This is a genomic window from Natrinema saccharevitans (genome assembly GCF_001953745.1).
In the GTDB taxonomy this organism is placed as follows: Archaea; Halobacteriota; Halobacteria; order Halobacteriales; family Natrialbaceae; genus Natrinema; species Natrinema saccharevitans.
Genome location: NZ_LWLN01000001.1, coordinates 2,259,108 through 2,273,581 on the forward strand (window position 1 = coordinate 2,259,108; position 14,474 = coordinate 2,273,581).

A 14,474-nucleotide genomic window follows, 5' to 3' on the forward strand; every position below is an offset into this window, starting at 1 on the left:
GCCGGGGTCCGGACGTAACCGACGTTCGTGACGGTCTCGCTGACGAATTCGTTCGCACGATGTCCGTCGGCACGGTCGAACGCGGTACCGTCCTCGAGTCCCGCGTCCGAACGGCCGGCGCGAACTCAGTCGTCGACGAACTCGGCGTCGTCCTCGTCGCCGGTCGGCCGGCCGTCCGGCGGCCGACTCCGTTCGGGACGGTCGTCGTCGATGACGCCCTCGGTCCAGGTCCCCCGACGGAACCAGACCACGGCTACGACGAACGAACCGGCCATCCCGGCGACCATCGCCCACCAGATCCCCTCGGGACCCCAGCCCAGTCCGGCGATCTCGAGGCCGGTTCCGGGAATCGTCACGGACCAGGCGAACGCGAGGACGACCACCAGCGGGAACCGGAGGACCCACCGCGAGAGGATCGAGAGGACCATCGCCGTGCGGGTGTCACCGGCCCCGCGGAACGCGCCCTGAATGACCATGACACCGGCGTAAGGGGCCCAGAAGAGGGCGGTGATCCGCAGGAAGACCACGCCCTCGGCGATCACGGCGGAATCGGCGACGAAGGCCCTCATCGCAGTCGACGGAAACGCGAACAGTGCGGCCGCGACGGCGAAAATACAGACCGTCGTCGCAGCGGTGGCCGTCCGCGTGACCGAGCGGGCCCGCTCGGCTGACTCCGAGCCAAGATTCTGTCCGACGCCGGTCGCGGTCGCCTGCCCGACGGCCCCGGCGACGGCCCACGTCACCGACATGAGTCGAACGCCGATACCGAACGCCGCCGTGGGCGCGGCCCCGAATCGGGCGACGAACCCGGCCAACGCGACCGCCGCGAAGCTCCGGGCCCAGCCGTCGAGCGTGGCCGGATACCCGACGTCGACCAGCCGTTTCAGGAGGGCGACGTCGGGCGCGAGATCGCCGAGTCGGAGTCGAACGCCGAACCGACCGTCCAGCAGGACGGCGATCCCGGCGGCGGTGGCGAGCCCGCGGGAGACGAAGGTCGCGATGGCCGCACCTCGCGTCCCCATCGCCGGGAACGGCCCCCAGCCGAGGACCAGGAACGGATCGAAGACGACATTGAGCCCGGCCGAGACGAAGACGAGCCACATCGCCGTCCTGGTGTCGCCCGCCCCCTGCAGCGAGGCCCGAAAGGCGAAGAAGAGGAACGTAAACGGCAGTGCCAGAAAGATCACCTCGATATACGCGAGCGCCTCGACGAACACCGGCCCTCGAGCGCCGATCAGGGAGAGCAGCGGTCGCCGGGCGGCGAACCCGAGACCGGCGAGGACCGCCGAGACGGAAAGCGTGAGCAGAATCGTCTGGGCGACGACGCGGTCGGCCATCCGATCGTCGCCCGCGCCGACGTGCTGGGAGACCAGCGCGATGGTCGCGGCGGTGATCCCCATCGCGGTCGAGACGAACAGCCACGAGAGGGGAAACATCAGCGAGACGGCGGCGACGGCGTCGCTGCTCACGCGGCCGACCCAGAACATATCGGCCAGGTTGTAGACGGTCTGGAGGAGGTTTCCCAGGACCAGCGGCCACGCGAGTCGGAGGAGCTTCGGGGAAATCGCCCCCGTCGTCATGTCGACGCGCTTTCGCTCGGGATCCGTCGCTGCCACGAGGTCTCGCGTGTAAATCCCAGCCAAGCACAATAAAAGGAATCGGCTCGTGGGGGCCGTTGCCGGTTCCGGTGCCGACGGCACTCGTCCGCTGCTGGTGATGATCCCGCGCCGTTCGCGGATCGGCGACCCAGTCGATCGGTTCGTTCGGCCGTTCTATCGAGACGTCGTCAGTCTAATCTGCCTCCGCCGGGTCGCCGCGGCAGGGCGGCGATCCCCGACAACCGGCTGACGACGCGCCGCCGACGGGTACCGGTCGAGAGGGCCACCGGAATGGCGACGATCAGAACCACGGCAAGGGCGACTCCGATCGAGACGAGACCGACGAACGAGGCGATGAAGACGAACGCGACGAGTGCGCTGCCGACGAAGCGCCAAGTGTATCCGAATTTACTGAGGGGTTGTTCCATTTCGTTGTTCTCCGTGTGAGGATACGCGATCCCCTCTACGGCTCGAGCGGGTATAACACATCCGGTAGCACGCCTCATGACATTCGCTCGCGCGCTCGAGCGAGCCGTCCTCACTGCCGGTGCGCCGCGCATTTATTTCGAATCCCCTCACGCGCCTGCGCGACGCCCGACCGCACGCACACCCGCGCTGTCTCCCGGTTTTCGGCGAAAGCGTTATCAGATCCTCAGTCGTACCGAGCGACGATGACCGACACTCGTCCGCGACGAGCGCGACCGGACGGCCGAGCCGGAGGTGAGCCGCGGTGGAGCTGATAATCACCGAGAAGGACAACGCGGCCCGCCGGATCGCCGACATCCTTTCCGGCGGGACCTACGACTCGAGCCGGGAGAACGGCGTCAACGTCTACGAGTGGGGCGGCAAGCGCTGCGTGGGGCTGTCGGGCCACGTCGTCGGCGTCGACTTCCCGTCGGAGTACTCGGACTGGCGCGACGTCGAGCCGGTCGAACTGATCGACGCCGACGTCGAGAAGACGGCGACGAAGGAGAACATCGTCGCGACGCTGCGCTTGCTGACCCGCCGTGCGGAGCGCGTGACGATCGCGACCGACTACGACCGCGAGGGCGAACTGATCGGCAAGGAGGCCCACGACATCGTCCGGGAGGTCGACGAGGACGTTCCCATTCGCCGGGTGCGGTTCTCCTCGATCACCGAAAACGAGGTTCAACAGGCGTTCGACGAGCCAGACGACCTCGACTTCGACCTCGCGGCCGCCGGCGAGGCCCGCCAGATCATCGACCTGATCTGGGGGGCCGCGCTCACGCGCTTTCTCTCCCTCTCTGCGGGCCAACTGGGCGACGACTTCATCTCCGTCGGCCGCGTCCAGTCGCCGACGCTGAAGCTGATCGTCGACCGCGAGCGCGAGATCGAGGCGTTCGATCCCGAGGACTACTGGGAGCTGTTCGCGGACCTGCAAAAGAGCGAGGCGCAACGCGCCTCGGAGACGTCGAGCGGTGAGGAACCGCGAGACGACGAGACCAGTTTCGAGTCACAGTACTTCTACCGCGACGAGGACGGCAACGAGGCCGAACGCGTCTGGGAGGAAGACGCCGCGGACGAGGTCTACGAGACGCTCGCCGATCGCGAGAGCGCGACCGTCGTCGACGTCAACCGCCGGACCCGCACCGACACGCCCCCGGAGCCGTTCAACACCACCCAGTTCATCCGCGCCGCGGGCGCCATCGGCTACTCGGCCAAGCGCGCGATGTCGATCGCCGAGGACCTCTACACCGCCGGCTACATTACGTACCCGCGGACCGACAACACCGTCTACCCCGACGACCTCGATCCCGAGGAACTGTTAGACGAGTTCACCGGGCACTCGACGCTCGGCGACGCCGCCGAATCGCTGCTCGAGGCCGACGAGATCACCCCGACGGAAGGCGACGAGGAGACGACCGACCACCCGCCGATCCACCCGACGGGCGAGATCCCCGCCCGCGGCGACGTCTCCGACGACGAGTGGGAGGTCTTCGAACTCGTCGTTCGGCGGTTCTACGCGACGGTCGCCGACGCCGCGAAGTGGGAACACCTCAAGGTCGTCGTCGCAGTCGACGACTACCGCCTGAAGGCAAACGGCAAGCGGCTGGTCGAGCCCGGCTACCACGACGTCTACCCCTACTTCTCCACGACGGAGAACTTCGTCCCCGACGTCGACGAGGGCGAGGAACTGGCGCTCTCCGACGTCGAACTCGAGGCCAAACAGACCCAGCCGCCGCGTCGATACGGCCAGTCGCGGCTCATCGAGACCATGGAGGATATGGGAATCGGGACCAAATCGACCAGACATAACACGTTAGAGAAACTTTACGACCGGGGCTACATCGAGAGCGATCCGCCGCGCCCGACCAAGCTCGCGATGGCCGTCGTCGACGCGGCCGAGAACTACGCCGACCGCGTCGTCAGCGAGGAGATGACGGCCCAGCTCGAGGCAGACATGGACGCCATCGCGAACGGCGAGGCGACGCTCGACGACGTGACCGACGAATCGCGCGAGATGCTCGAGGAGATCTTCGAGAACCTCGCCGAGTCGCGCGAGGAGATCGGCGACCACCTCCGGAAGTCGCTGAAAGACGACAAGCGACTCGGCCCCTGTCCCGAGTGCGGCGAGGACCTGCTCGTCCGGCGGAGCCGCCACGGCTCGTACTTCATCGGCTGTGACGGGTATCCAGACTGCGAGAACACGCTGCCGCTGCCGTCGACGGGCAAGCCGCTCATCCTCGAGGAGGAGTGCGAGGAACACGGCCTGAACGAAGTCAAGATGCTCGCGGGCCGACAGACGTTCGTCCACGGCTGCCCGCTCTGCAAGGCCGAGGACGCCGGCGAGGGGCCGATACTGGGTGACTGTCCCGAGTGCGGCGAGGAACACGGGGGCGAACTCGCGATCAAGACGCTCCAGAACGGCTCCCGACTCGTCGGCTGTACCCGCTATCCCGACTGCGAGTACTCGCTGCCGCTGCCCCGCCGCGGCGAGATCGAGGTCACCGACGAGTACTGCGACGACCACGACCTGCCAGAACTCGTCGTCCACAGCGGCGACGAGCCCTGGGAACTGGGCTGTCCGATCTGTAACTATCAGGAGTTTCAGGCCCGCGAAAGCGATTCCGGCTCCGATCTCGAGGCACTGGACGGCGTCGGAGCCAAGACCGTCGAAAAGCTCGCCGCCGCGGGGATCGAAGACCTCGAGGACCTGACCGACGCCGACCCCGACGCGGTCGCGGACGACGTCGAGGGCGTCAGCGCCGATCGCATCCGCAGCTGGCAGGCGAAGGCCTGACCGGCCGTCACGACGAGTCTCCCGGTGGGTCGGTCTCGTCGGCGGCGGTCCCGCGCCGGTTCGGCATCTCGAATCCGGGGCGAGGCGGCGAGAACGAGTCGGCCGGCGTGAGAATAGTCACGTTCGACCCGGCGGCGGCCGATCAGGCCGTCGCGGATTCGTTGGTCTCGGCCCCGTCGTCGCTCCCGTCGAACGACTCGAACGCGTCCTCGACCGCCCGAACGATGTCGTCGCTGGATCCGAGCCCGCTCTTCTCCCAGCGTTTCTCGCCCGTTTCGTCGACAATGATCGTCACCGGATAGCCGAAGATACCGTAGTGCGCCGCCAGCGACGACGTGGTGTCGCGGCCGACGTACCAGTTCCCGTCGTGGTTTCGCCACCAGGTCCGGAGTTCGTCGTCCGGCATGGTATCCGCCGACTGGTAGGTGACCGAGAGGACCGTGAGATCGTCCCCGTAGTCGTCGACGAGCCGTGAGCGGGCCTCGGCGAGGCGCGGCATCTGTGCCTGGCACTTGCCACAGCCCGTTGCGAAGAACTCGACGAGCGTGATCCCGTCGTTGGGAACCGTCACCGTTCCGCCGTCGCTACCGCGAGCGTCGATCGTCTCGACTTCGATCGGCCACTCGGAGCCCTCGTCGTCGTCGTCCGTGTCGGCCGCCGGTTCCTCGCCGAACGACGGAAGTCCGCCGAGAACGATCCCGGTCCCGGCCGCGAGAATGCCGACGCTACCGGCGCCAGCGAGCAACTCTCGCCGTCTCATCGCTGGTTCACCACCGCGATGTGGACTGGGGAGCCGATGATACCGGCCGGTCGGGTCCGAGCGTCACTCATACGCTATAATACGGGCCGAAGAGGAAAAAAGGACACTGGTCCGCACGTCGAACGCACCGGCGGCGGGGACACGGACTAAGGGGACTCCGGTCGTCGGGACACCCGTGAACGACGACCGCGAGCGCTGGAACGAGCGGTACGAAGACGGGGATCGCGAGCCGCGTGACGATCCCATACCGATCCTCGAGCGCCGGATCGAAACGCTTCCCGACGGCCGCGCGCTGGACGTGGCGACCGGAACCGGCCGGAACGCGCTCTTTCTGGCCGACCACGGCTACGACGTCGACGCGGTCGACGTCTCCGACGAGGCCATCGCGACGGCGCGCGAGCGGGCCGCCGAACGCGGCCTCGAGGTCGACTGGACCCGAGCCGACGTGGCCGAGTTCGAACCGGAACCGGGCCGGTACGACCTGATCGTCGTGAGCTACTTCTCCGGCCTCGAGCACCTGCCGGCGCTCAAGGAGGCGCTCGCGCCCGGGGGTGTCCTCGCCTACGAACACCATCTCCGCTCGCGCGACCCGGTCGCGGGTCCATCGACCGACCGTCATCGATATCGCTCGAACGACCTGCTCCGGGCGTGTCTCGACCTGACGGTCCTCTCGTACACGGAGCGACGGCGGCCGACCGACGACGGGGAGCCGGTCGCGGTCGCGACGCTGCTCGCCAGACGCTCGAGCGGCGGGACGCAGTCGTATCCGTTCGTCCCGGACGACGCGCTCGAGCCGTAACCAGGAAATCGACCGCTCGAGTGGGTCGGCGCGACCGACGGGAGTCCGACCGAGCGGCGATCAGCCGTCGGTCCGGTTGCCCGCGCTTTCGTTGCCCTCGTCCGAGCCGCCGGCGTCCGCTTCGAGGATGTCACGGACGGTCGCGGTGACGGTGCCGGGTGAACTCCTGCCGCGATTGCGCCAGTGGACCGTCCCCGCACTGCCGACGAGGATCGTCGTCGGATAGCCGTCGATGCCGTAGTAGTCGTAGCAGGTCCCGGGCACGTCACGGCCCAGCCACCAGTTCCCCCCGTTCGCCTCGAACCAGGTGGCCAGTTCGTCGTCGGTCGGCGAGGGGCCGCTGGTCCCGTCGGTCACGGAGAGGAATCGCACGTCCGGATCCGCCCCGCCGACGGCGTACCCCCCGCCCTCGAGCCGGGACGCGGCCTCGGCGAGCGTCGAGAGAAACCCCCGGCTGGTCGGACACTCGGTCCGGGTGAAGTTACAGAGGAGCGGCCGACTCGAGTCGGGGATCGTGACCGTTCCGGCCTCGCTACCCGTCGCGTCGAGGGTGGCGATTTCGAAGGGGGGCTCGACCGGCGCGTCGTCCGACTCACCGTTCCCCTCGTCGGGCCCGCTGAGACAGCCGACCAGCGCCGTCGTCGCGGCCGCCGTCGCGAGCAGGTGTCGGCGTTTCATCGCGATCCCGTCCCTCCGTCGCACCGATGCCGGACGACCGTCCGTCCGACACGAGCGCCGCCGATCGCCCCCATGCTACAATTTCCCATTCCTTCCATACCGCTCGTATGGACGCCCCGCGCAAAGAGTCACTGATCGCGACAGGTCCGGCGGCGACTTCGTCGCCGGTCGTGTCCCCGACCGTACAGCGGCCATCGGACCGCCGCCAGCGCGACCGGTTCGTCGTGTTTTTCACGCCGTGGTTCCCATCCGAAACCGACAGCCGTGATCGAACTCGTCGTGACGGGACTGGCCGGCGTGGTCTTCGGGCTCGCGCTCGCGGCCCCGCCGGGACCGATGAACGCCATCATCGCCGAGGAGAGCGTCGTTCGCGGCTGGCCCGCCGGCTTCCGGGCCGGACTCGGTGCCATGCTGGCCGACGCGGTCTTTTTCGGCCTCACGCTCGCGGGGTTCGTCGCCGTGATCGACCGCGTTTCTGTCGTCCGACCCGCGCTCTATCTCGCCGGCGGTGTCCTCATGCTGTACTTCGCGGTCGGTGCGGTCCGGGAGGCCCGGACTGCGAGTTCGTTTACCGACGCCGACCGGGGCGTCTCGCGGGGGTTTCGCAAGACGTTCGTCCTCTCGCTGACCAACCCCTACCAGATCGGCTTCTGGCTCACCGTCGGCGTCGGCCTGCTCGAGCCCGGGACGCTCGACGTGCTGGCGTACGCGCCGGCCGTCGGGGAGCTACTCGAGGGGGTCCTCGTCGTCCGAACCGGCTCGCCCGCGCTGTTGCTCGGCTTCTTCGGCGGGATCGGCTGCTGGATCGTGGGCTACCCGGCGGCGCTGGTCGGGGCCGGGCGACGCGTCGACGCGTTCGCCCCCCTCGTCGCGGCGGGCAGTGCCGTCGTCCTCGCGGGGTTCGGGCTCGCCTTCCTGGGGCTGGGAGCGGTGCAGTTCGTCTGAGCCGCGGACGCTACGGGAGACGGTTTGGGTTACCGGCCGCCTCGCGGGCTACCACCTGAGCAGTTCGAACCGGCCGTCGTTGCCGGCCGTCTCGCGTCCCTCACGCTCCGATGCCGACCCGTCGGTCGTTCGGCGTTAGCCCCGGACGACGCGTTCCCGAGGCCCGTCGTCGCGTTCTCGAGCATCGGCAACTGGAAGCCGAAGCCGCTAACGAGGTCGAACGCCTCGCCGGGGCTATCGAAGAGGTCGAAGAATCCATCGCCGACGCATTCGATTCCGGCGACGACCTCGACGATCGACCGATCCTCGAGCGAACCGATCATCTCGGCCCGATCGACCAGCCCGATCCCGTCAGCGGTCCCGCGTGAAGCCGAACCCAGATCTCCGCGCCGTCGTCCGAACCGATCGTGAACTCGGACCCCTCGCCGGTGAAACAGGTCGATACCGGCTGGCCGTCCGCCTCGCCGGCGGTCTGGAGCGTCGGAGTCGATTGCCCCGCGGTCGCCGCGGCGGGGGCAGCGGCGAGAAGCGCGATACAGCCGACGGTAAGGGCTGCGATAGCCGTCGATCGAGAGGGGCGTCCCATTACCTACGGTCTCGCGACTATGTCTGTAAGAACCCACTGGCCGACTGGTCTCCCGTTCAACACGTTGCTATCGTGTCGGGACCGACACGCCGTCGGCCGACGAGAATCGACGCGAGCGCCGCCGACTCACTCGCCCAGCGCGGCGATCTCGTCCTCGAGCCACTCGCTGAACCACCTGACGCGTTTCAGGCGCTGGTGGGCGATGCCTTCCGCGGTGTCGCTCCGGACGCGCGAGGCGGCGTCGTAGCCCCGCTCCAAGACGCGCTCGACCATCTCGTCGCAGTCCATGTGCGTGCGGGCCTCGTAGCCCATCCGCAACAGCATCAACGCCGTCCCGTTCGCGCCGACCTTGTCGAGCAGGTCGGCCTCGATGAGACACTGCGTCTCCAGATCGAGGTCCGTCAGGTCGCCCTGATAGGAGTGGTGTTCGATGGCGCGACACACCTGCTGGATGAACGACTCGGGGTAGTCCGCGCGGGACTCGAGGTACTCCCGGGCGACCCGGGCCCCGGCCTCGGCGTGGAGTTCCTGATCGGTCTCGAGTTTGGCCACGTCGTGAAAGAGGGCGGCGACGCGCGTGACGTCGACGTCGGCGCCTTCCTCCTCGGCGATCTCGGTCGCGAGATCGACCACGTTGAGGATGTGGTTGTGTCGGTACTCGGCGGAGTGCCACGGGTACCAGCGCATGCGGCCGCCCTCCTCTTCCTTCTCGACGCTGGCCGCGAGATACTCGAAGACGAATCCTTTCATCTCCTCGAGTTCGGCGTCTGACACCCGCGCCTCCTTTATTTCGACGCCCACGATAGATCCCTCCGCAGTAGACGAACGATAGTCATTGACTGAATGTTCGGTCGTTTCGCTCTTTAGCCTTTGGTTCGTGACGGTTTCGCCCGCTCGTGATAGTCACGAGCCAAAGAGCGTCCCCGACCGACGGCCGCGACACCGACGAACACGGCCCGACGAAATCCCGACGCTCCGCCGGGGACTCCCACTATCTTCCGTTAAAGTCAAACAGTGGGCTCGGGAAGTAGGGGGTATGAGCAGCGAACAGGAAGCGGAGTCGATTCGGTGTCTCGTCGCCAAAGTCGGCCTCGACGGTCACGATCGCGGCGCGCACGTCATCGCGCGCGCGTTCCGGGATGCCGGCTTCGAGGTCATCTACTCCGGGCTCCACAAAGCGCCCGACGAAATCGTCCAAGCCGCGGTCCAAGAGGACGTCGACGTCCTCGGCATCTCCATCCTCTCGGGGGCCCACGACACGCTGGTCCCGAAGATCATGGACGGGCTCGAGGAGTACGGTGCGGCCGAGGACACGCTCGTGCTGGCCGGCGGCGTCATTCCCGAGGAGGACCGCGACGAACTCAGAGAACAGGGCGTCGCAGCCATCTTCGGTCCCGGTACCTCCGTCGAAGAGACCATCGAGTTCGTCCGCGAGAACGCGCCCCAGCGATGAGCATGGACGCCGACGACCGGTCGCTCCTTGAGGACCTGCTCGCGGGGGAACACCGCGCGCTGGCCCGCGTGATCTCGAAAATCGAGAACCGCGCGCCGGGCTATCGCGATCTCGTTTCGGAGCTGTACGCCCACACCGGGAACGCGGACGTGATCGGGATCACCGGCTCGCCGGGCGCGGGCAAGTCGACGCTGGTCGACAAACTCGCCGAGACCTACCGCGACCGGGGCGAGACGGTCGGCGTCATCGCAATCGACCCCTCCTCGCCCTTTACCGGCGGGGCGGTACTCGGCGACCGCATCCGGATGGCCTCCACGGTGGGCGACATGGACGTTTTCGTCCGGTCGATGAGCGCCCGCGGGACGCTGGGCGGGCTCTCGACCGCGACCGCGGACGCGGTCAAGGCGATGGACGCCTTCGGAAAGGACAAGATCATCATCGAGACCGTCGGTGCCGGGCAAAACGAGATCGACATCGTCCGGACCGCCGACACCGTCGCCGTCCTCGTCCCGCCAGGCTCGGGCGACGACATCCAGACGCTGAAAGCCGGCATCCTCGAGATCGGCGACGTCTTCGTCGTCAACAAGGCCGACCGCGACGGCGCGGACCGGACGGTACAGGAACTGCGTGACATGGTCCAACTCGGCGACGAGAGCGGGTTCGACGGTGGCGGCGGCCACCACAGCCAGGAGATCATCGACGCACACGACGACTGGGACGGCGAGTCCGCCGACGCCGACGAGACCGACGAGGGCTGGACGCCGCCGATCGTCGAGACCGTCGCCATCCACGGCACCGGCGTCGACGCGTTCATCGACGAACTCGCGGCCCATCGGCACTACCTCGTCGACTCCGGCGAACACGCCGAACAGGTGCGTACGCGTTACGCCGAGGAGATCCGCACCCTCTTGCGCGAGGACGTCCACACCATGCTCGAGGACGAACTCGCCGCCGCCGGCGGGATCGACGACCTCGCCGAAGCCGTTCGGCAGGGTGAGACCGATCCCTACTCGATCGCGACCGACGTGCTCGAGCCCGTCGAGGCCTGTCTCGAGAATCTCGAGACCGACACCCGCGAGTGAAGCCGGGGCCTCCCCGAACCGGAGGCCTAAGTCCGTTGGCAGCGTACGGAGACGTATGAAAGCCCGAACAGTCCTCGGCGCAGCCCTCGGAACCGTCGGTGGAGCCGTCCTCGGGAACCGCCTCCTGAAGCGGCGGGCGGGCGACCTCGAGACCCCGCTGGTCGGTATCGAACGGACGTATCGCTGGCGCGGGATCGAGACGCAGTATACGGTCGCCGGCGACCCCAACGACCCCGACATGCTGCTCCTTCACGGGGTCTACGCGGGTGCGAGCAGCCACGAGTTCGAGTCGCTCGTCGACCGGCTGGCGGAGAACTACCACGTCTACGCGGTCGATCTGCCCGGCTTCGGCCGCTCGGAGCGACCGCCGCTGGTCTACTCCGCAACGCTGTACGCCGAGTTCGTCCGCGACTTCGCGAGCGAGGTGACCGACGCGCCGATCGTCGTCGCCTCCTCGTTGTCGGGCACGTTCGCCGTCGAGGCCGCCGACGAGACCGACTTCGAATGCCTCGTGTTGATCTGTCCGACCGGCGAGACGGCGGACGAACGGCCGTGGGTCCGCACCCTCCTGCGGACGCCGATCGTCGGCACGACGCTGTACAACCTGCTCGCGAGCAAGCCCTCGATCCGCTCTTTCTACGATCGGGACGGCTACTACGATTCCGACCGAATAGATCCCGCAACGGTCCGGTACGCCTGGGAGAGCGCCCACCAGCCCGGCGCGCGCTACGCGCCCGCCTCCTTCGCCGCCGGCACCCTCGATCCCGACTTCGACCTCGAGACGGAACTGGCCGCGCTCGAGACGCCGACGACGCTCGTCTGGGGCCGCGACGCCGAACTGGTCCCGCTTCGGGACGGGCGGGACCTGGCGGCGGCCGCGGATCTCGATCTGGTTGTTATCGACTACGCGACCCAACTACCCCACGCCGAACATCCGGACAAATTCGTCGAGTACCTGTCTGCGGAGCTTCCGCGGGCCGACATCGAGGACTAGGTTTCCGGGACGGTCTCGAGCGCCGGCGGCACCGACCCGCGGTCGTCGCCCATTCCGGTCGTCACGATCAGGCGCATCCCGCGGCGGACGCTCATGTCGGTTTCGTGGACCTGATCCTCGGGGAGCAAGACGAGCCGGCCGGCGGTCGGGTTCGGGCTGTTGGGTAGGAAGACGTTGTAGACGTCGCCGCCGGCTATCGCCTCGGCCTCCCGCGGTCCCTCGCCGGTGACGAGGCCGATCATGTAGACGCCCTCGCGGGGTACTCGACCAACACGACGCTCTCGTACCCGGTCTTGCGCTCGACGAGCGAGTCGGCGACCTGCCGGACGCTGCCGTAGATCGTGCTGACCAGCGGGACCACATTGACGAGTCGCCCGACGTTCCCGAACAGGTGCCGGCCGACGCTCAACTGGGCGAGAAACCCGAGGACGACGACCGCGACAGCGATCAGGACCACGGCGAACGCCTGGGCGACGACCGTCACGTTGCCGGTGTACTGGGCCAATCCCGCGGCGCGTACGAGCGGATCCACGAACTGTAAGGACCAGTTGACGAGAAACCTGAGGACGTACAGCGTGACGACCAGCGGCGCGACCAGAATGAGTCCGGCGACGAAACTCCGCCTGACGGTATCCCAGACGTTCATAGCGGCCGTGACGTCTCGCGAGTGAAATAGCCATCGGCGGGCGGCCCCGCAACGGCCGCCCCGTTCGGCGGCTTACGCTGGTCGCAGACCGATCACTCGCTCGCCGGTCGTTTCCGAAACCGAAATCTCGAGTTCGACCGTGAGGCCGGTCTCGACGTCCCCGACGTCGATCCCGACGACCTGACCGGTCAGGCTGACGGGGCCGAAGTCGACGACGGCCGTCGCGTAGGGGGCGTCCTCCTCGAAGGCCGGCGTCGGCACGTGCGTGACGGTGAACGTCCGTACCTCGCCGGTGTCCGGGAGGGCGAGTTCCTCGAGGTCGGTCGAACCGCAGTCGGGACAGACCCGGCGCGGCGGCAGGGACGTGTGATCCTCGGGGCACTCGAGGTAGTAGGCAGCGCCGTCCTCGGCGGCGTCGAGCCAGTCGTCGAAGCCGGCGTCGGCGACGGTGTCGTCGGCATCGCTCATTACTCTAGCACCTCCAGAACGTGAACGGTCGCGCTCGCGACCGTGCCACCCGCGTTGTGGGCGACGCCGGTCGTCGCGTCCGCGACGTGGTCGCTGTTCGGATGGTCGCCGGCCAGCAGGTCGGTCACTTCGGCGATCTGAGAAGCCCCCGTCGCACCGACCGGGTGGCCCTTGGCCTTCAGCCCGCCCGAGAGGTTGATCGGCGTCTCGCCGTCCGCGGTCGTCCGCCCGTCGCGGGCGGCCGTGATCCCCTCGCCGATCGGCTCGAGATCGAGCGCCTCGAGCGCCAGCACTTCGGCGATGGTAAAGCAGTCGTGGACCTCCGCGAGGTCGACGTCGCCGGCCGAGACGCCGGCGTCGGCGTAGGCTTCGTCGCCGGCTTCGCGGGCCGCGGGCGAGCGGGCGAGGTACTCGCGGTCGTGGAGCGCCATCCGGTCGCCGCCCTGTCCGGTGCCCGTGATCGCGACCGGGGCCTCGAGGTCGTGTTCCTCGGCGTAGGACTCGCTCGTGAGGACCAGCGCCGACGCGCCGTCCGAGATCGGACAGGCGTCGTAGAGCCCGAGCGGTTCCGAGACCGGCGGGGCCTCGAGCGCGTCGGAGACCTCGATCGCGCTCTGGTACTGGGCCTTCTCGTTCGAGAGGGCGTTTTCGTGGTTCTTGACCGCGATGTGGGCGAGATCCTCGTGTTCGCCGCCGAACTCGTCGAAGTAAGCCCGGGCCATCAGTGCGTACGCACCGGGGAAGGTCACCCCGGCCCGGACCTCCCAGAGGTCGTCGGCGGCGATCGCCAGCGCCTCGGTCGCGCCCGCGGTCCCGAGGTTGGTCATTCGTTCCGCACCGCCGACCAGCAGGACGTCGTCCTCGCCGGTACGGATTCGTTTGACGGCCTCGCGGACGGCAGCGCCGCTCGAGGCACACGCAGATTCGTAGCGGGTCGCGGGGGCCTGGACGCCGGCCGCTTCCGCCATCAGCGGCCCCTGATGGCCCTGATGCTCGGAGAGTTCGCCCATGAAGTTGCCGTAGAGGACGCCCTCGACGTCCTCGCGGGGAACGCCGCTGTCCTCGAAGGCCGCGATACTCGCCTCCGCGAAGAGGTCACGGCTGGTCCGTTCGGGACTGTTCCCGAACGGCGTTAGCCCTGTCCCTGCAACACGTACGTCACTCATGTACACACGCGTAGTGGACGGATCGATTAATACTCAG

At 68.1% G+C, this 14,474-nt stretch carries 13 protein-coding genes and 2 pseudogenes; 6 read left to right on the forward strand and 9 right to left on the reverse strand.

The genetic code is table 11. The features are described 5' to 3' along the window. Positions 1-125 precede the first annotated feature (125 nt). Positions 126-1,616 carry an MATE family efflux transporter gene (locus A6E15_RS11465; RefSeq protein WP_076148318.1) on the reverse strand — a complete coding sequence of 497 codons (1,491 nt, stop codon included), beginning with the start codon at positions 1,614-1,616 and terminating at the stop codon, positions 126-128. Between the two features lie 170 nt (positions 1,617-1,786). Beyond that, positions 1,787-2,026, reverse strand: a complete 240-nt coding sequence (locus A6E15_RS11470) for a hypothetical protein (protein WP_076146319.1) — start codon at positions 2,024-2,026, stop codon at positions 1,787-1,789. 302 nt (positions 2,027-2,328) lie between these two features. Here A6E15_RS11470 and A6E15_RS11475 point away from each other — a divergent pair, with 302 nt between their 5' ends. Then, on the forward strand, positions 2,329-4,860 hold the full coding sequence (locus tag A6E15_RS11475; RefSeq protein WP_076146320.1) for a DNA topoisomerase I: 2,532 nt from the start codon (positions 2,329-2,331) through the stop codon (positions 4,858-4,860). Between the two features lie 142 nt (positions 4,861-5,002). On the opposite strand, the gene A6E15_RS11480 is transcribed toward A6E15_RS11475, so the two are convergent. Next, entirely contained in the window at positions 5,003-5,620 is a 618-nt protein-coding gene (locus tag A6E15_RS11480; RefSeq protein WP_076146322.1) for a TlpA family protein disulfide reductase, read from the reverse strand. Between the two features lie 175 nt (positions 5,621-5,795). Between A6E15_RS11480 and A6E15_RS11485 the strand changes: the two genes are divergently transcribed. Further along, entirely contained in the window at positions 5,796-6,419 is a 624-nt protein-coding gene (locus A6E15_RS11485) for a class I SAM-dependent methyltransferase (protein ID WP_076146324.1), read from the forward strand. Between the two features lie 60 nt (positions 6,420-6,479). Here A6E15_RS11485 and A6E15_RS11490 read toward each other — a convergent pair whose 3' ends face one another. Next, on the reverse strand, positions 6,480-7,097 hold the full coding sequence (locus A6E15_RS11490; RefSeq protein WP_076146326.1) for a TlpA family protein disulfide reductase: 618 nt from the start codon (positions 7,095-7,097) through the stop codon (positions 6,480-6,482). 264 nt (positions 7,098-7,361) lie between these two features. Between A6E15_RS11490 and A6E15_RS11495 the strand changes: the two genes are divergently transcribed. Beyond that, positions 7,362-8,042 (forward strand): LysE family translocator, encoded by a 681-nt coding sequence (locus A6E15_RS11495; RefSeq protein WP_084177359.1) that lies wholly within the window; start codon positions 7,362-7,364, stop codon positions 8,040-8,042. A gap of 29 nt (positions 8,043-8,071) precedes the next feature. On the opposite strand, the pseudogene A6E15_RS22040 reads toward A6E15_RS11495, so the two are convergent. Together A6E15_RS22040 and A6E15_RS11510 are read right to left on the reverse strand one after the other, a co-directional pair. Further along, positions 8,072-8,628 (reverse strand): annotated as a pseudogene (locus tag A6E15_RS22040) (DUF7332 family protein). Positions 8,629-8,754: 126 nt separating this feature from the next. Next, positions 8,755-9,429, reverse strand: coding sequence for an HD domain-containing protein (locus A6E15_RS11510; RefSeq protein WP_076146331.1), 675 nt, complete (start codon positions 9,427-9,429; stop codon positions 8,755-8,757). 235 nt (positions 9,430-9,664) lie between these two features. On the opposite strand from A6E15_RS11510, the gene A6E15_RS11515 reads away from it, so the two are divergent. The 3 genes from A6E15_RS11515 to A6E15_RS11525 are packed head-to-tail and all read left to right on the forward strand — an operon-like array spanning position 9,665 to position 12,157. Then, a complete protein-coding gene (locus A6E15_RS11515) occupies positions 9,665-10,081 on the forward strand; it encodes a cobalamin B12-binding domain-containing protein (protein WP_006182017.1) in 417 nt (138 codons plus the stop codon). Then, on the forward strand, positions 10,078-11,163 hold the full coding sequence (gene meaB / locus A6E15_RS11520) for a methylmalonyl Co-A mutase-associated GTPase MeaB (RefSeq protein ID WP_076146332.1): 1,086 nt from the start codon (positions 10,078-10,080) through the stop codon (positions 11,161-11,163). Before A6E15_RS11515 ends, meaB begins: the two co-directional genes overlap by 4 nt. A 55-nt stretch (positions 11,164-11,218) precedes the next feature. Beyond that, the gene (locus A6E15_RS11525) at positions 11,219-12,157 is read left to right on the forward strand and encodes an alpha/beta fold hydrolase (protein WP_076146334.1); all 939 of its coding nucleotides are present in this window, start codon (positions 11,219-11,221) and stop codon (positions 12,155-12,157) included. Here the strand turns inward: A6E15_RS11525 and A6E15_RS21895 are convergent. From A6E15_RS21895 to A6E15_RS11540, 3 genes and pseudogenes are all read right to left on the reverse strand, one after another. After that, positions 12,154-12,803 (reverse strand): annotated as a pseudogene (locus tag A6E15_RS21895) (DUF502 domain-containing protein). The gene A6E15_RS11525 and the pseudogene A6E15_RS21895 sit on opposite strands and share 4 nt — an antisense overlap. Positions 12,804-12,875: 72 nt before the next feature. Continuing rightward, positions 12,876-13,271: a Zn-ribbon domain-containing OB-fold protein gene (locus A6E15_RS11535; protein WP_076146336.1), complete on the reverse strand. Its 396-nt coding sequence runs from the start codon at positions 13,269-13,271 to the stop codon at positions 12,876-12,878. Further along, positions 13,271-14,437, reverse strand: a complete 1,167-nt coding sequence (locus tag A6E15_RS11540) for a thiolase C-terminal domain-containing protein (RefSeq protein WP_076146337.1) — start codon at positions 14,435-14,437, stop codon at positions 13,271-13,273. The genes A6E15_RS11535 and A6E15_RS11540 overlap by 1 nt, the downstream gene beginning before the upstream one ends. Between the last annotated feature and the right edge of the window lie 37 nt (positions 14,438-14,474).

What these genes read in the sequence shown, in the direction of transcription:
- A6E15_RS11470 (WP_076146319.1), bottom strand. Translation starts at nt 2,026, where the DNA reads ATGGAACAACCCCTCAGTAAATTCGGATACACTTGGCGCTTCGTCGGC.
- A6E15_RS11480 (WP_076146322.1), bottom strand. Translation starts at nt 5,620, where the DNA reads ATGAGACGGCGAGAGTTGCTCGCTGGCGCCGGTAGCGTCGGCATTCTC.
- A6E15_RS11490 (WP_076146326.1), bottom strand. Translation starts at nt 7,097, where the DNA reads ATGAAACGCCGACACCTGCTCGCGACGGCGGCCGCGACGACGGCGCTG.
- A6E15_RS11515 (WP_006182017.1), top strand. Translation starts at nt 9,665, where the DNA reads ATGAGCAGCGAACAGGAAGCGGAGTCGATTCGGTGTCTCGTCGCCAAA.
- meaB (WP_076146332.1), top strand. Translation starts at nt 10,078, where the DNA reads ATGAGCATGGACGCCGACGACCGGTCGCTCCTTGAGGACCTGCTCGCG.
- A6E15_RS11525 (WP_076146334.1), top strand. Translation starts at nt 11,219, where the DNA reads ATGAAAGCCCGAACAGTCCTCGGCGCAGCCCTCGGAACCGTCGGTGGA.
- A6E15_RS11535 (WP_076146336.1), bottom strand. Translation starts at nt 13,271, where the DNA reads ATGAGCGATGCCGACGACACCGTCGCCGACGCCGGCTTCGACGACTGG.
- A6E15_RS11540 (WP_076146337.1), bottom strand. Translation starts at nt 14,437, where the DNA reads ATGAGTGACGTACGTGTTGCAGGGACAGGGCTAACGCCGTTCGGGAAC.